Source organism: Stenotrophomonas sp. DDT-1, from assembly GCF_001580555.1.
Taxonomy (GTDB): domain Bacteria; phylum Pseudomonadota; class Gammaproteobacteria; order Xanthomonadales; family Xanthomonadaceae; genus Stenotrophomonas; species Stenotrophomonas sepilia.
This window is the reverse complement of record NZ_LEKR01000006.1, coordinates 90468-107142: the sequence shown is the minus strand read 5'-3', so window position 1 is coordinate 107142 and position 16675 is coordinate 90468. Positions and strand designations below refer to the sequence as shown.

Sequence of the window (16675 nt, the reverse complement as noted above, 5' to 3'; positions counted from 1 at the left end):
GATCCGATCGCTTGACTGTGAATGCACTACTGCAGCGCAGAGGGTGCAGGGCAGCTGTACCGTGATGGAGCACTGGGCTGTGTCTCAAGTTTTGTTTCACGGTCGAGGAACAGGATCCTGACCCGGTTGCGATAGCAGTCAACGGTCCCGTCATAGGGCAGGGTTCGCCCGGTCAGCCGCTCGAACGCTGCCATGGTTGTCTGCTGGGAAAGACGCCGACGCGACTCCAGCAGCGACACGACCATGAGAATTCCGCGCCTGGAGCCCATTCCGCCGCATCTTGCACGAATGCGAATCTGTCCACCTTCATGCTTGAGAAGAATGGAGACCGCATCAATGAGTGTCCGGTAAGCGGCCAACTGCAGTTCCACGCTCAGGTTGCAGGGGTCGCCTTTCAGATCAGGGCGGAGAACGCGCTCCGTCAGCTTCCACGACTCACGGATGCCACCAGCCTGCAAAGCCACGTAAAGCCCAAGATGCTCCAGGCCCGAGGGATAGACCATGCTTGTCTGTTCGCGAAAGAGTCTCGAATGTACATTCGAGGTATGCAGAAGGCTGCTGGCCACTGCGTGATGTCCCTGGGCCTTGAGCCAGTCGGCCAGCTCCACCAGTGACGTATCAATGCCGTCGCCGAGCTTGCGAAGGTGCAGGGCACGCTCACGCAGCTCCATCTCGCTGGCCAATTGCGAGCTCCTCGCAAGATGGATGGCGTCCCTTTCCCCCATCTCGCGCAGCCGGTAACGATGGTAGAAGTGGGTGATGCGTGATCCGAGCAACAGCAATACGATGCCGCTGATCGCCATGATCTGCTGGGTGATGAAGGCCGCGGGATCGAATGCGCTGGGATGGGTGTTGGGCGTGGTCAGACCGATGACCATGTTGAGCACCGGTACTGCAAGGGCGGCACCCTTCCAGCCATACAGGCAGGTAAGTGCGGCCGCGGGGAGTGCCAACAGCAGCAGGAGCGTTGCCTTCAGCGCAACCCAGTCTGCGGGCAGTTGAGTTGCTGCTATCCCGATCAGGAGCATCGATGAAAGTGCCGCCAGCATCGGGGTCTTTCGTCCAGCGTTCCATTCCTGCCCCACGTCCTGTCGCGCCCACAGCATGGCGATGGGGGCCACCGTCAGAATGCCGATGAAGTCGCCCACGCTGTAACGCGCCGCACTGGTCAGGAAGGGCGTGGAAGGGGGTGTTGGCCAGAGCAGATGGGAAAAGCTGAGGTTCAGCAGCGTAACTACGACGCTGGAAGCGGCGGCAATCAACAAAAGGCCGATCGTCTGCGACTCCGCCATCAGTCGCCGTTGCAGCTTCACAATCAACATCACTGCGGGCATGAGGAACGCGGAGGCAACAATGACCCAAGTCAGGCCGTACTTCTCGATCATTGGCACGCGGGACTGTGCAAAGTACGCATATTCGCCCAGCAGCAGATACGGCCACAGGCGCGGCGGGCACAACAGTACGGCCGCCACCCGGATGCCGGCTGGCAAATAGAACTGATCCAGCGACAGCTGTCGGGTTGCCCAATAGGCAACTGCATAAAGCAAGGCAAGCATCAGGCCAGCCGGACGAATGCGCACCTTCAGCAACAATCCTTCTTTCCACCAGTCCAATCGCACGTCCCCCTCTCCTGCGTGTCCCCTGTCAGCTTCCATTCGCCGCGAGGCCCGGTTTCTCAGGACGTTATCGGTCTGCGAACGATTATGCAATTGCACAGCGGCGCATTTAGGTAATTGACCAACCATCCATCACACATGTTGCGTGAAAATCTGTGACGTGTGCAGCACGATCAGCGCTGCGGTGCGCTTGTCAGAACGTTCAATACAGGTGGAGATGCAGAATCTTCACCACAACGCATCCCGCAGCTTGTACCACGACATCGCCGCCACCAGCAGCGGCGTGCGCAGCAGCCGGCCGCCGGGGAAAGGCGCATGCCGCAGGCGCTGGAACACGTCCAGGCGCTCACTCTGGCCTGCAATGGCGGCGGCGATGACCTCGCCGGCCAGCCCGGCGGCGGCCACCCCATGGCCGGAGAACCCCTGCGCGAAGTACAGGTTGCCGTCCAGCCGGCCCCAATGTGGAGCGCGGTTGCGGGTGATGTCCACGTAACCGCCCCAGACCTGCTCCAGCGGCACATCGGCCAGCTGCGGGAACACCTGGTGCATGCGCCGCTGCATCACCCCGCGCAGGCCGGGTGGGGGCAGCGCCGAGTAACTGGCACGGCCACCAAACAGCAGCCGGTGGTCGTGGCTGAGGCGGAAATAGTCCAGTGCCCAGGCGGTGTCGGCCACGGCCATGTTGTTGCCGATCAGGGCGCGGGCGCGCTCGGCCCCCAGCGGCGCGCTGGCGCCGATATAGGTACCGACCGGCATGATCCGCCGTTCCAGGTCGGGCAGCAGGCCCTGCAGCCAGGCGTTGCCGGCAACCACCAGATGCGCAGCGCGCACGCTGCCCCGCGCGGTATGCAGGGTGGGCTGCGGTCCGCGCTGCACGCGGGTCACTGCGGAGTTCTCGTGGATCACCACGCCGGCCGCGCGCGCGGCATCGGCCAGGCCACGCGCATAGGCCAGCGGGTGCAGGTGCGCGCTGTGCGGATCGAACATCGCGGCGCGGTAGCGCGGGCTGTCCAGCTGTGCGCGCAGGGCATCACGGTCCCACCACTGCATCGGGTAGTCGTAATGGCGCTGAAGATGCTCGCAGTTGGCGCGCAGGTCGCGCTCATGGCGCTCGCGGATGGCGACGCTGGCGTGGCCCTCCACCCAATGGCAGTCGATACCATGGCGATCGATGCGCCTGCGCATCGCCTGTACCGCGTCGCGCGACCAGTCGAACAGGTGGCGCGCATCGTTACGGCCGAGTTGACGCTCCAGTTCGTCCACCTCGCAGCCATAGCCGACCAGCGCCTGGCCACCATTGCGGCCGGACGCGCCCCAGCCGATCCGCTGTGCGTCCAGCACCACCACGCGTTGGCCACGCACGGCCAGTTCCAGTGCGGCGGTCAGGCCGGTATAGCCGGCGCCCAGCACCGCAACGTCGGCCTGCACCTGCCCCTGCAACGCGGGCAGTGCGGGCGGTTCGGGCAGGCTGGAGGCATACCAGCTGGGCGGAAAGGCGGCGCTCACTGCAGGCCTCGCGGGTGCAGTGCGGGAGGGCGGAGCAGGGCAGGTCGATCAGCGTTCACCCCGGTAGTTTCGCCGATGCGTGGCAGCTGCGGTGTGACGGCAGCGACTTGCCGCCGTTGCCAGGCGACGGGTAACGTGTCGGCACGCCAAGGAGTCTTCCCATGCGCCGCCTGCCCTGGGTGGGCCTGCCCACCGACAGCACCGTGCTCGGCCACCACCGTTTCGCGGTGGCCGGCGAGAAGTACGTGCGCGCGCTGGCCGAGGCGGCCGAGGTGACCCCGGTGGTGTTGCCGAGCCTGCAGCCACCGTTGCCGGCCAGCGACTGGCTGCTTGGGCTCGATGGCCTGCTGTTGACCGGCGCGGTCAGCAATATCGAACCGCAGCACTACGAAGGCGGCCGCAGCTGGCCAGGCAATCCGCATGACCCTGCCCGCGATGCCAATGCCTTCGCGCTGCTGCACGAGGCGCTGGCGCTGGACCTGCCAGTGCTGGCGATCTGCCGGGGCTTCCAGGAGTTGAACGTCGCACTGGGCGGCAGCCTGCATCCGCAGGTGCATGCGGTGCCCGGCCTGGCCGACCATCGCGAAGACCCGCAGGCGCCGGTGGACGTGCAGTATGGGCCGGCCCATGCGGTGACCCTGGCCGCCGACGGCTGGCTGGCGCAGTGGCACGGCAGTGGCCGCGCGCAGGTCAATTCGGTGCACGGACAGGGCATCGCCCGCCTCGCGCAGGGCCTGGAGGTCGAGGCCATGGCCGATGACGGACTGGTCGAGGCAGCGCGCAGCCTGCACCATGGATTTGTGCTCGGCGTACAGTGGCATCCGGAGTGGCGTGTCACGCAGACGCCGTTCTATCACGCTATTTTCCGTGCGTTCGGCCAAGCTTGCCGGCAGCACCAACAGAACCGACTGGATTCCCGATGAGTTCCCGAACGCGCCCGCGCAAGACGGCCACGCCCCCCGCACCGCAGGAAAGCAGCCTGCTGCGCTGGCTGAAGGAGCGGCGCATCACCGAGGTGGAATGCCTGGTGCCGGACATCACCGGCAACGCCCGCGGCAAGATCATTCCTGCCGACAAGTTCTCGCACGACTACGGCACGCGCCTGCCGGAAGGCATCTTCGCCACCACCGTCACCGGCGAGTTCCCTGACGACTACTACGAGCTGACCTCGCCGTCGGACTCGGACATGATGCTGCGCCCTGACCCGGATACGGTGCGCATGGTGCCGTGGGCGGCCGATGCCACCGCGCAGGTCATCCACGATTGCTACACCAAGAGCGGCGAACCGCACGAGCTTGCGCCGCGCAACGTGCTGCGCCGCGTACTGGCGGCTTATGCGGAACTGGGCCTGCGCCCGGTGGTGGCGCCGGAGCTGGAGTTCTTCCTGGTGCAGAAGAACACCGACCCGGACTTCCCGCTGCTGCCACCGGCCGGTCGCTCGGGGCGCCCGGAGACCGCGCGGCAGTCGTACTCGATCGACGCGGTCAACGAGTTCGACCCGATCCTCGACCTGATGTACGACTACGCCGATGCGATGAAGCTGGACGTGGACACGCTGATCCACGAATCCGGCGCAGCACAGCTGGAGGTGAACTTCACCCATGCCGATGCGATGGACCTGGCCGACCAGGTGTTCCTGTTCAAGCGCACCATGCGCGAGGCGGCGATGCGCCACGGGGTGTACGCCACGTTCCTGGCCAAGCCCATGGAGAACGAGCCCGGTAGTGCCATGCACATCCACCAGAGCCTGGTGCGGGTGAGCGATGGCAGCAATGTGTTCGCTGGCGAGACCGATGCTGAGGGCGAGTTCAGCCCGGTGTTCGGCCACTACCTGGGCGGCCTGCAGAAGTACGCGCCGCAGGCGATGGCGTTCTTCGCGCCGAACGTGAATTCCTACCGGCGCCTGGTGTTCGGCGAAGTCTCGCCGAGCAACGTGCACTGGGGCTTCGACAACCGCACCTGCGGCCTGCGCGTGCCGCTGGATACGCCGGAAAACATGCGCGTGGAGAGCCGGTTCGCCGGTTCCGACGCCAATCCGTACCTGGCAATGGCGGCCACCCTGGCCTGCGGCCTGCTCGGCATCCGCGAGCGGCTGGCGCCTGACGCGCCGGTGACCGGCAGCGCGAAGGAACTGGGCTACAACCTGCCGCGCTCGCTGGGCGAGGCGCTGGACGGGCTGGAGCAGTGCAGCGAGCTCCAGGCCCTGCTGGGCGAGCGTTTCTGCCGCGCCTACATCTCGGTCAAGCGCAAGGAATACGAGACCTTTTTCCGCGTCATCAGCTCGTGGGAGCGCGAGTTCCTGCTGCTGAACGTCTGAGCATCTGGAATAGAAAAATCCGCCGCCGGGGGGTAGGCTGGCACCCGTCGCCGGCTCCGCCGGCCCCCCTTCCCGCATTCTGGAGCACCCGATGAAGCTGCGTATCCTCACGCTCGGCCTGGCCTCCGCCATGCTTGCCGCCTGTGGCGGTGGCAACGGCGGCGCGCAGGACAGCCAGGTCCTGAACGTCTACAACTACAGCGATTACATCGCCGAGGACACCATTCCGACCTTCGAGAAGGAGAGCGGCATCAAGGTGACCTACGATGTGTTCGACAGCGATGAGATGGTCGAGACCAAGCTGCTGGCCGGCAACAGCGGCTACGACGTGGTGGTGCCGACGCTGAACTTCTTCGGCCGCCAGATCCAGGCCGGCGTGTTCCTGCCGCTGGACAAGAGCAAGATCCCGAACCTGGCCAACCTCGATCCGGCGGTGATGAAGCGCATCGCCACCCAGGATCCGGGCAACCAGTACGGCGTGCCGTACATGATCGGCACCACCGGCATCGGCTACAACGTGGACATGCTGAAGCAGCGCTTCGGCGGCAGCACCGACATCGCCAACAGCTGGGACCTGGTATTCAAGCCGGAGAACATCAGCAAGATGAAGGACTGCGGCGTGACCATCCTGGACACGCCGGCCGACATGATCCCGATCGCGCTGCATTACCTGGGCCTGGACCCGCACAGCGGCGACCCGGCCGAACTGCAGAAGGCGGCCAACCTGCTGAAGTCGATCCGCCCGTACGTTCAGAATTTCCACTCCTCGCAGTACGTGGGTTCGCTGGCCAATGGCGGCACCTGCCTGGTGGTCGGCTGGTCGGGTGACATCATCCAGGCCCGCGACCGCGCCGAGGAAGCCAGCAATGGCGTGCACGTGGCTTATTCGATCCCGAAGGAAGGTGCGCCGCAGTGGTTCGACATGCTGGCGATCCCGAAGGACGCCAAGCACCCGGAAGCGGCGTACAGGTTCATCAACTACCTGCTGGAACCGAAGGTCGCCGCGGCCAACACCAACTTCATCCACTACGCCAACCCGATCCCGACCGCGACGCCGCTGGTGGACGAGGCGATCCGCACCGACCCGACGATCTATCCGCCGGCTGACGTGGCCGAGAAGATGTTCACCTACTCGATCAACACGCCGGAGACCGACAAGCTCTACACCCGGCTGTGGACCGAGGTGAAGACCGGCCGTTAAGCCGGTCTGGCGCCGCCGGGCCTTGCCCGGCGGCCGCCTTGCTTCACCGCTTCACCGTGCTGGAATCGGTACCGTCGGCCTGGTCAAGGTGCCTCAGGATGGCCGGCAGCAGGTCGCGTGCATCGCGGCCGCCGTTGCACAGGAACGACGAACTCATCCGCTGCAGGTTGTGCATGCCGATGAAGAACAAGCCCGGTTGCGGGGAAACGCCAAACTCGCCCAGCGGATAGCCGTGGGCATCCAGCGCGCCCTGCACATCGAGCCAGGGCCATTCGGCGACGAAACCGGTGGCCAGCACCACCGAGCGGATGCCTGCCGCCTGCAGATCCAGTTCATCCGGGGCTATGTCCGGCTCCCAGTGCAGATAGACCTCTTCGGGAATGTAGCGGGCATCGTCGGTGCGCGGCTCGGGCCGCGTGGCGTAGTACGCGCTGGCCAGCGAATCGAGATAGGCGTACTCGGCCCGCGTCGCTTCGATCGCGGTGCGAAGTTGCGGGCGGACATCGGCGAAGCGGGCGGTGTTTCCATTGAATTCCTGCAACCGGCCCAGCAACCTGATCCCTGCGCGGTGCATCGCCAGCAGGCTGATCGAACTGCCCAGGCCGGCGCGTCCCTTGCCGGAAATCAGGGGGAACTCCGCGGTGCGGGCCTTGCGCAGCGCGTCCGGCTCGCCTGCCAGTACGGCCGCCGATTGGCTTACGTGTTGATGGATGCGCCCGGCCATGTCCCACCAGGTCATCGAGTCCTTGCCGCGCAGCCGACGGGTGTGCGAATGACGATCGGCCAATGACCAGTACACGCTGCGACCACCGTCGCGCAGGTCCTGGGCGATCTGCGCGCCGGACTGGCCGCCGCCGATGACCAGCACCGCGCCCTCGGGTAGCTGGCCGGGACTGCGGTAGTCGCTGGAGTGCAGCACGGTGAGGCCTGTTGCGGGCGCGAAAGGGGCCCGGGGCAACCGCGCCCGGCGGTATTCACCGGTGGCGACCACCACCGCCTGGGCATGGATCAGCCCCCGGCTGCTGTCGATGGCATAGCCACCGGACTCCGGCCCGACCCGATGGACCACGCACCCCTCGCTGATCGGCAACGCGCGCTCGTCGGCATAGTCGCGCAGCCGTCGGATCACTTCCGGGGCCCCCATGAACCCTTCCGGGTCATCCCCGGCATAGGCATGGCCATGCAGGGCCATCGTCGCGTTGGCGGTGTTGGTCTGGAACGAATCCCAGCGCCGCCGCCAGCTGGCGCCCACGGTTTCGGCCTCCAGCACGCGATGCTCGACGCGGGCCTCCTGCAGGAGCGCGCTGAGCGACAACCCGGCCTGGCCGGCGCCGATGATGACCAGCGGCAGCCGTGCAGGCAGGCAGCCCGGCAGGCGGGGCGGGAAAGGGGAGGGGCTGTCCGGGGAAATCACCAGGGGCGGTCCATGCAAGGCCTAGATGCGGGACATTGCGCGGGGAATGTCCGGGGCTTTCAATGGATCCCGTTCTGAAAAATGTTGCAGATCGGGCTGCCGCCCGCAGTGTCTGGCCGGGACGGCTGCAGGGTCGTCCAGGGGAGCCCGGGCCTTGGGGCGGACAGGCCACCATCGCGGGGAAAACCGACACGCCCTCGGGGGCCTTGGGCGGGCCAGCGGCCGCTTCCACCCACTCCCGTCATATCCCCTTCGGCCCCCGGCCGTTAGAATGGCCGCCGCTGTCCACCGCCCGCTCCCGGAGCCCCCATGCCCGTTGAAGCCCAGCCGGTAGCCGCCGTCGTCGACACGACCGGTGCGCCCGGCTATCTCTCCATTCGTGATCTGCGCAAGGAATTCGACGGATTCGTCGCCGTCGACGACGTCAACCTGGACGTGCGCAAGGGCGAGATCTTTGCCCTGCTCGGTGGCTCCGGCAGTGGTAAATCGACCCTGCTGCGCTGCCTGGGCGGCTTCGAGACGCCCACCAAGGGCAGCATCACCGTCGATGGCCAACGCCTGGATGCGCTGCCGCCGTACCAGCGGCCGGTCAACATGATGTTCCAGTCCTATGCCCTGTTCCCGCACATGACGGTCGAGCAGAACATCGCCTTCGGCCTGAAGCAGGATGGCCTGGGCAAGGATGCGATCAGCAAGCGCGTCGGCGAGATGCTCGACCTGGTGCAGATGGGCCACCTGGGCAAGCGCAAGCCGCACCAGCTGTCCGGTGGCCAGCAGCAGCGCGTGGCGCTGGCGCGGTCGCTGGCCAAGGGGCCGAAGCTGCTGCTGCTGGACGAACCGATGGGCGCGCTGGACAAGAAGCTGCGCTCGCAGATGCAGCTGGAACTGGTCAGCATCATCGAATCGTCGGGCGTGACCTGCGTGATGGTCACCCACGACCAGGAAGAAGCGATGACCATGGCCACCCGCATCGCGGTGATGGATGCCGGCTGGATCCAGCAGGTCGGCAAGCCGGACGAGGTCTACGAGCAGCCGGCCAACCGCTTCGTCGCCGAGTTCATCGGTTCGGTCAACCTGTTCGACGGGGTGATCGACGAGGACCTGCCCGAGTACGTGACCGTGCGCTCGCCGCTGTTCCCGGCGCCGATCTACATTGCCCATGGCATCACCTGCTATGAAGGGCAGCCGGTCGCGTTCGCGCTGCGCCCGGAGAAGGTGATGATCGGCAAGGACGAGCCGGAAGGGCACACCAACAAGGCGCAGGGCGTGATCGAGGACATCGCCTACTTCGGCAGCCACTCGGTCTATCACGTGCGCCTGCCCAGCGGCGCCAAGGTGCTGGCCAACTTCGCCAACTCGCAGCGCTGGGCCAGTGATGGCTTCACCTGGGGCGACGAGGTGTGGGTGCACTGGCGCGACAACGACGGCGTGGTGCTCACCTCATGAGCGTCGCCGGCCTGAAGCGCTGGCTGCCGGGGCTGCGTGCCACGGTGATCGGCATTCCGTACCTGTGGCTGCTGCTGTTCTTCGCAGTGCCGTTCCTGATCGTGCTGATGATCAGTTTCTCGCTCAGCCGGGTCGGCTCGCCGCCGTATACCTGGCTGCTGCAGTACGGGGACGGCGGGTTCTCGCTGAAGCTGAACCTGGAGAATTACCTGGCGCTGTTCCGCGATTCGATCTATGCGCAGGCCTTCCTGAGCTCGATCAGGATCGCGGCCATCTCCACCTTCCTGACCCTGCTGATCGGCTACCCGATGGCCTATGCCATCGCCCGCCTGTCGCCGGCCGCACGCAACGTGGCGATGATGCTGGTGGTGCTGCCGTCGTGGACCTCGTTCCTGATCCGCGTGTATGCGTGGAAGGCGATCCTGGACCGCAACGGCCTGCTTGACCAGTTCCTGCAGTTCACCGGCCTGCAGGCGCTGATGACGTCGACGGGCCTGCCGAAACTGCAGTTGATCGATACGCCGACCGCCGCCTACATCGGCATCGTCTACTGCTACCTGCCGTTCATGGTGCTGCCGCTGTACGCCAACCTGGTCAAGCATGACCACCGCCTGCTGGAAGCGGCCTACGACCTGGGTGCCAGGCCATGGCAGGCCTTCCTGCGCATCACCCTGCCGCTGTCGAAGGCCGGCATCATCGCCGGCTGCATGCTGGTGATGATCCCGGCAGTGGGTGAATTCGTGATTCCGGAAATGCTGGGGGGCTCGGAGACGCTGATGGTCGGCCGCCAGCTGTGGAACGAGTTCTTCAACAACCGCAACTGGCCGGGTGCCTCGGCGATGGCGGTGGCGATGATCCTGTTGCTGCTGGTGCCGATCCTGCTGTTCAACCGATCCCAGCAGCGCCTGCTGGAAGGGAAGCAGGCATGAGCCCGCGTACCGCCAAGGGCCTGGGGCTGGGCGTGCTGCTGCTCGGCTTCGCCTTCCTGTACCTGCCGATCCTGCTGTTGATGTTCTATTCGTTCAACAGCTCGCGGCTGGCGATGGTCTGGGCCGGGTTCTCCACCCGCGCCTACAATGACCTGTTCGCCGACCGCGCGCTGATGGATGCGATGTGGACCAGCCTGGTGGTGGCGTTCTGGACCGCCTGTACCGCCACCGTGCTGGGCACGCTGGCGGCGATGGTGATGACCCGCTTCAAGCGCTTCCGTGGCAAGCCGCTGTTCGGTGCGCTGGTCACCGCGCCGCTGGTGATGCCGGACGTGATCCTGGGCTTCTCGCTGATGGCGCTGCTGGCCTCGATGGGCGCGATTCCGGGCTTCCCGGCGCGCGGCTTGGCCACCATCTGGATCGCCCACGTCACCTTCACCCTGTGCTTCGTCACCGTGGTGGTGTCTTCGCGCCTGCAGGAAATGGACCTGTCGCTGGAAGAAGCCGCGATGGACCTCGGGGCCAGCCGGCTGACCGTGTTCACCCGCATCACCCTGCCGATCATCGCGCCGGCGCTGGTGGCGGGCTGGCTGCTGGCGTTCACCCTGTCGCTGGATGACGTGGTGGTGGCCAGCTTCGTCGCCACGCCGGGCTCGACCACGCTGCCGATGAAGGTGTTCGCGTCGGTGCGCATGGGCATCAGCCCGAAGATCAATGCACTGGCCACGCTGCTGGTGTCGGCGGTATCGATCGCCGCGGTGATCGGCTGGTACATCAATGCCCGTGCCGAGAAGCGGCGCCAGCGCGACCTGCAGCTGGCGCGGCAGGACAACGGCTGAGTACACGATCCGTCCACTGTGCCGGCAACGCCCGGCTCACGGCCGGCGGCGCACAATGGGGGTCTTCCAGATGGAGATCCCCCATGACCGTCGAGATCGTCGACCCGGCCACCGGCCAGGTGACCTACCGCCATGAACTGATGGGCGCTGCCGACATCGAGCAGCGCCTGCAGGCCGCCGCCGATGCGTTCCCCGGCTGGGCCGAGCGTTCGCTGCAGGAACGCGGCGCGATCCTGCGCCAGATCGCGGCGCAGCTGCGCGCGCGCCGCGACGACCTGCAGCAGGCGATGACCCACGAGATGGGCAAGCTCAAGGCCGAAGCGCTGGCCGAGGTCGACAAGTGCGCGGCGGCCTGCGAGTACTACGCCGACCATGCGGCCGACTATCTCAAGCCGCAGCTGATCGACACCGAAGCGCAGCGCAGCTACGTGCGCTACGAGCCGATCGGCTGCGTGTTCGCGGTGATGCCGTGGAATTTTCCGATCTGGCAGGTGTTCCGCTTCCTCGCACCGGCGTTCATGGCCGGCAACGTGGCCCTGCTCAAGCACGCCAGCAACGTGCCGCAGTGTGCCGACCTGATCCTGGCGGTGTGCCGTGATGGCGGCCTGCCGGACGGCGTATTCGACGTGCTGCACATCGACAACGACCAGGCCGCCGACGTGCTGCGCGACGCACGGGTGAAGGCGGTGACGCTGACCGGCAGCGAGCGGGCGGGGCGCTCGATCGCCTCCAACGCCGGCAGCCAGTTGAAGAAGTCGGTGATGGAGCTGGGTGGCAGCGATGCCTTCGTGGTGCTCGACGATGCCGACCTCGACAAGACGGTTGCGGCAGCAGTGAAGTCGCGCTTCGACAACAGCGGGCAGACCTGCATCGCGGCCAAGCGGTTCGTCGTGGTCGAGGCGGTGGCCGATGAATTCACCCGTCGCTTCGTTGAAGCTGCGGCCGAGCGCCAGTACGGCGACCCCGATGAGCGGGGCACCACGCTGGCGCCGATGGCCCGTGCCGATCTGCGCGATGAACTGCACAAGCAGGTACAGGCCAGCGTGGCCAAGGGTGCGCGGGTGCTGATAGGCGGCGAGCCGATTGCCGGCACCCATGCCGGCTATCCGGCCACGGTGCTCGACCAGGTCGGCCCGGGCATGCCGGCCTACGAGGAGGAACTGTTCGGTCCGGTGGCTGCGGTGATTCGGGTCGCTGATGAGAGCGAGGCACTGCGCGTGGCCAACGACACCCGCTTCGGCCTGGGCGGCAGCGTGTGGACGCGCGATCCGGTGCGCGGCGAAGCCTTCGCGCAACGCATGGAATGCGGCGCCGCGTTCGTCAACGCGATCGTCAAGAGCGATGCGCGGCTGCCGTTCGGCGGCAGCAAGCAGTCCGGCTTTGGCCGGGAACTGGCCGAGCACGGCATCCATGAGTTCATGAACATCAAGACCGTCTACGTGGCCTGATTCCCCTCCTTCTGTAGAGTCGAGCCATGCCCGACTGCTCGTCGCTCTTGTAGAGCCGAGCCCATGCTCGGCTGCTCTCGCCGGCATCAGTCGAAAAAGCTCGACTCTACGGAATGCGCCAAACAGCCAGCCGAGCATGGGCTCGGCTCTACAAGAAGAGGGTTGCGTACGCGCTACAGCCAGCCCGAACGCTTGAACAACCGGTACAGGCCCACGCAGACGCCGCCCACGCCAACGATCATCAGTGGGTAGGCCCACGGTTGGCTCAGCTCCGGCATGTGGCTGAAGTTCATCCCGTACCAGCTGGTGATCAGCGTCGGTGCCGCCAGCAGCGCAGCCCACGCACCGAGGCGCTTGACCGTCTCGCCCTGCGCCAGCGTCACCAGCGACAGGTTCACGCTGAGCGCGGTGCCCAGCATCTCGCGCAGGGTGTCGATCACATCGCTGATGCGTACCGCGTGGTCGTGCACGTCACGGATGTACAGCTTCACTTCGTCCGGAACCAGCTCGCCCTGGTAACGGCGCAGCTGGGCCAGCACATCCTGCAGCGGCGCCACCGCCATCCGCATCTTGTTCAGTTCGCGCTTGAGCTCGTACAGGCGTACCACGGTGCTGCGCTTGTAGTTCTCGGCGAAGATGTCCTTTTCCAGCAGGTCCAGGGTGTCGCGGAAGCGGTGCACGATCGGCAGGTAATTGTCGACCACGAAGTCGGTCACCGCGTACAGGCAGTACGACGGGCCCATCTTCAGCAGCTGCGGCTCACGCTCGACCCGAGCACGTACCGGCGCGTAGGACAGCGAGGCGCCGTGGCGCACCGTTACCAGGAAGCGCGGGCCGAGGAAGGCATGGGTTTCGCCATACTGGATGCGCTCGTCGACCATCTGCGCGGTGGTCACCACCACGAACATCGAATTGCCGTAGGTCTCGACCTTGGGCCGCTGGTGCGCGTTGCGCGCATCCTCGATGGCCAGGTCGTGCAGGCAGAATTCCTCCTGCAGTTTCAGCAGCACATCGTCGTTGGGGTCGTACAGGCCGACCCAGACGAAGCCATTGCCACTGGCAATGACATCGCTGATGGCGTCCAGGGTGATGTCGTGGCGTTTGCCCTCGTCATCGTAGTGGACGCAGTTGATGACGCAGGCGGGGTTGGCTGAAGCCGGGGCGGAAGCGGAGGCGGGCAATGACATGCCCGCCATCGTGCGTCAGCGCCGTGTTTCGGACAAGTGAGGATGGCGCCCCAGTACCCACGCCAGCGCGACGTGGACGGGCAGCAGCAGCACGATCCACTGCACGTTGTACTGCGCCTGCAGGCTCAGCCAGTGCAGCACCAGCGCCGCCACGGCCTGCACTGCCAGCAGCCACAGCACGACCCTGAACATGCGGCCCGGCACGCGCCGGCGCAGCAGGCTGATTGCTCCGGGCAGCAGCAGCACGGCCAGCGGCGAAAGCAGCAGCAGGTTGCGGTTGGCCCAGGCGGCGTAGTGGGTGCTGAAGCCCCAGAGGAACACCAGCAGGCTGCCGGCGATGGCGCACAACAGCCAGAACGGCAGGGCCAGCCCGGCCAGCAGGCGCGGGCGGTTGCGCAGCACCAGCACGCCGCCGGCCACGGCCAGACCAAGCAGCAGCCACGGCCACCAGCGACGCGCGAACTCCTTCGGCTCCGGATCGATGCGGTGTGGCAGCAGTTCCTGTTCGGACTGCACCAGCGGCCGGCCATCACTGTTGCGTGCCTGGCGCAGCGCATCGGCCAGGCGCATCGGCACGAACGCTTCCTGCCAGCGCGACAGCGGCTGGTCGGCAAACGGCCCCAGGCCGACATCGAAGCCCAGCCACATCCACGGGGCGGGCGAGGCCAGGCGCACCGACTCGCTGCGGTAGGTGTTGCCGCGCGAACGCCCCGACAGCTGCGACTGCAGGCCGCCGCCCAGCGCCTTGTCCACCGTGTCGCGTACCATCGTGGCGCAGTTGGCGGTGTAGTAGTCGTAGTGGTAGCGCGCGTTTTCCGGCTTGGCCCGCTCGGCCAGGTCAGCGGCCAGGGCACGCGCCTGGTCGGGGCGCAGGTCCAGCCACTGCACGCTGGCACCGCGGCCGGTCTCGTCGTAGTACGACAGGTCCTGCTGCAGCGGTAGCGCCACCAGGTAATACATCATGTCGCCGCGCACGAAGCGGCTGATGAAGTCGTCCTCGGACGGATCGAAGTAGCCGAAGTTGTACGATGTCGCTTCGCCACTGGCCGGATCGACCACGACGATGGCGTCATGCCCGAAGCGTTCGAAGAACACGGTGCCCGGCTGCATGGTCACCACGCCGATACGCGGGACCGGGGCCTCGGCGTTGGCGTTGGCAGGTGCGGGCACGGCTGCCGCCGGCTGCGCGAAGGCGGCCAGTGGCAGGGCCATGGTCACGGCCAGCACACACAGTGCCAGCCACGCCGTCAGGATCAGACCGCGGCGCTTCAAGCGTCGTCCTGCGCGTCCGGCGGCAGCACGGTCACGTGGAAGGCCTGCACCCGGCGCGCATCGGCGCGGGCCACGCGGAACATGAAGCGGTCCAGCGCCAGCTCATCGCCGACTTCCGGCAGATGGCCCACGGCCTCGGTGACCAGGCCACCGATGGTGTCGTAGTCCTCATCGGAGAACGTCGCGCCGAAGCGCTCGTTGAAGTCGCCGATCGGGGTCAGCGCGTCGACCACGTACTGGCCGTCGGACTGGATGGCGATCTGCGCGGACGGATCCTCGGCCTCGTCGTGCTCGTCGTCGATCTCGCCGACGATCTGCTCCAGCACGTCCTCGATGGTGACCAGGCCGGCGACACCGCCGTACTCGTCGACCACGATGGCCATGTGGTTGCGCGACAGGCGGAACTCCTTCAGGAGCACGTTCAGCTTCTTCGCCTCCGGGATCAGCACCGCCGGGCGCAGCAGCTCGCGCACGTTGGCCGGGCCGTTGTCGGCGACCACGCCGCGCAGCAGGTCCTTGGCCAGCAGGATGCCAAGGATGTCGTCCTTGTTCTCGCCGTGCACCGGGAAGCGCGAATGGCCCGATTCGACCACCTGCTTCATCAGTTCCAGGAAGGGCGCTTCGACCGGCAGCGAGACCATCTGCGAGCGCGAGATCATCACGTCGCCCACGGTCAGCTCGGCCACCGAAATGGCGCCTTCCATCATCTTCAGGGTATCGGCGGCGATCAGACCCTCTTCCTGCGCGGTGTGCAGGACAGCGACCAGCTCGTCGCGGGTGTGGGGTTCGCCGGAGAAGGCCGAGGTCAGGCGTTCAAGCCAACCGCGCTTCTTTTCACTGTGCTCCGCAGGGGAGCTACTACTGTCGTCTTCTGACATCTCTGGAAAAAAGGCACCCGGCAGGCCGGGCGTTGGCCCAAGTCTAGCAGGATGTGGCGGCCTGTCAGTGACTGCCGGTGGCCGGGGCAGGGGCGGTCGGGGCCGGCTCCTCTTCGGGCAGGTCCAGGCTGTAGGTGCAGCCGGCCAGGGTCTTGCCAGGATGGGAGGTCACGGTGGAGACGCTGAGGATGATCGACTCGATCTGGGCCTCGCCGGTCTTCGGGTCGGTCACGTCGCGGCTGACCAGCTCGCGGCCGGCCATGAACTTGCCGTCCTGGTCGTAGCCGGTCTCCAGCGCCAGGCGCTTGGCCAGCGGGCGTGGGTCGGCCTGGTCGAGGACGGCCATGATGCTGGCGCCGGCCACCGCCACCCGCTCGGTCTGTTGCCCGAAGACGGTGATCGGGCTGGCCAGCCGGTACTCGCTCATGAACTGGTTGCCCTGCGGCAGCGGCTGCAGGCCCTGGGCCACGGCCTTCAGCGGATCGGCCAGCAGCGGCGCCAGCGCGGCCTGCTCGGCCACCCCCTGGCGGCATTCGATCAGGGCCGGCAGATCCAAGGCAGCGGCCGGGGCGGACGCGATGAGCAGCAGGGGCAGGGCAATACGCAGCAGCACAAGGAAATT

Annotated in this window: 14 protein-coding genes; 7 read left to right on the top strand and 7 right to left on the bottom strand. The window is 66.5% G+C overall.

What is annotated here, in order from left to right; genetic code table 11:
* Positions 1-26: 26 nt before the first annotated feature.
* Both AB839_RS04995 and AB839_RS04990 read right to left on the bottom strand, forming a co-directional pair.
* On the bottom strand, positions 27-1619 hold the full coding sequence (locus AB839_RS04995; protein WP_061478520.1) for an MASE1 domain-containing protein: 1593 nt from the start codon (positions 1617-1619) through the stop codon (positions 27-29).
* Between the two features lie 225 nt (positions 1620-1844).
* Positions 1845-3083, bottom strand: coding sequence for an FAD-binding oxidoreductase (locus AB839_RS04990; protein WP_241776746.1), 1239 nt, complete (start codon positions 3081-3083; stop codon positions 1845-1847).
* Positions 3084-3283: 200 nt separating this feature from the next.
* On the opposite strand from AB839_RS04990, the gene AB839_RS04985 reads away from it, so the two are divergent.
* From AB839_RS04985 to AB839_RS04975, 3 genes are all read left to right on the top strand, one after another.
* Entirely contained in the window at positions 3284-4045 is a 762-nt protein-coding gene (locus tag AB839_RS04985; protein WP_061478518.1) for a gamma-glutamyl-gamma-aminobutyrate hydrolase family protein, read from the top strand.
* Complete coding sequence (locus tag AB839_RS04980; RefSeq protein ID WP_049416306.1) at positions 4042-5439, top strand: glutamine synthetase family protein; 1398 nt, start codon at positions 4042-4044, stop codon at positions 5437-5439. The genes AB839_RS04985 and AB839_RS04980 overlap by 4 nt, the downstream gene beginning before the upstream one ends.
* A gap of 91 nt (positions 5440-5530) precedes the next feature.
* Positions 5531-6640, top strand: coding sequence for a polyamine ABC transporter substrate-binding protein (locus tag AB839_RS04975; RefSeq protein ID WP_061478517.1), 1110 nt, complete (start codon positions 5531-5533; stop codon positions 6638-6640).
* A gap of 43 nt (positions 6641-6683) precedes the next feature.
* On the opposite strand, the gene AB839_RS04970 is transcribed toward AB839_RS04975, so the two are convergent.
* A complete protein-coding gene (locus AB839_RS04970) occupies positions 6684-8072 on the bottom strand; it encodes an NAD(P)-binding domain-containing protein (RefSeq protein WP_241776745.1) in 1389 nt (462 codons plus the stop codon).
* A gap of 291 nt (positions 8073-8363) precedes the next feature.
* Here AB839_RS04970 and potA point away from each other — a divergent pair, with 291 nt between their 5' ends.
* From potA to AB839_RS04950, 4 genes are all read left to right on the top strand, one after another.
* The gene (gene potA, locus AB839_RS04965) at positions 8364-9500 is read left to right on the top strand and encodes a polyamine ABC transporter ATP-binding protein (RefSeq protein ID WP_005415926.1); all 1137 of its coding nucleotides are present in this window, start codon (positions 8364-8366) and stop codon (positions 9498-9500) included.
* Complete coding sequence (locus AB839_RS04960; protein WP_061478516.1) at positions 9497-10429, top strand: ABC transporter permease subunit; 933 nt, start codon at positions 9497-9499, stop codon at positions 10427-10429. Before potA ends, AB839_RS04960 begins: the two co-directional genes overlap by 4 nt.
* Entirely contained in the window at positions 10426-11268 is an 843-nt protein-coding gene (locus tag AB839_RS04955) for an ABC transporter permease subunit (protein ID WP_061478515.1), read from the top strand. The genes AB839_RS04960 and AB839_RS04955 overlap by 4 nt, the downstream gene beginning before the upstream one ends.
* An 83-nt stretch (positions 11269-11351) precedes the next feature.
* On the top strand, positions 11352-12716 hold the full coding sequence (locus AB839_RS04950) for an NAD-dependent succinate-semialdehyde dehydrogenase (protein ID WP_061478514.1): 1365 nt from the start codon (positions 11352-11354) through the stop codon (positions 12714-12716).
* 173 nt (positions 12717-12889) lie between these two features.
* Here the strand turns inward: AB839_RS04950 and AB839_RS04945 are convergent, their stop codons facing one another.
* The 4 genes from AB839_RS04945 to AB839_RS04930 form a co-directional block, all read right to left on the bottom strand.
* The gene (locus AB839_RS04945; RefSeq protein WP_061478513.1) at positions 12890-13912 is read right to left on the bottom strand and encodes a magnesium and cobalt transport protein CorA; all 1023 of its coding nucleotides are present in this window, start codon (positions 13910-13912) and stop codon (positions 12890-12892) included.
* A gap of 6 nt (positions 13913-13918) precedes the next feature.
* Entirely contained in the window at positions 13919-15175 is a 1257-nt protein-coding gene (locus AB839_RS04940) for a DUF4105 domain-containing protein (RefSeq protein WP_061478512.1), read from the bottom strand.
* Entirely contained in the window at positions 15172-16053 is an 882-nt protein-coding gene (locus tag AB839_RS04935; protein WP_005408827.1) for a transporter associated domain-containing protein, read from the bottom strand. Before AB839_RS04935 ends, AB839_RS04940 begins: the two co-directional genes overlap by 4 nt.
* 64 nt (positions 16054-16117) lie before the next feature.
* Positions 16118-16666 carry a hypothetical protein gene (locus AB839_RS04930; protein WP_061478511.1) on the bottom strand — a complete coding sequence of 183 codons (549 nt, stop codon included), beginning with the start codon at positions 16664-16666 and terminating at the stop codon, positions 16118-16120.
* Positions 16667-16675: the final 9 nt, after the last annotated feature.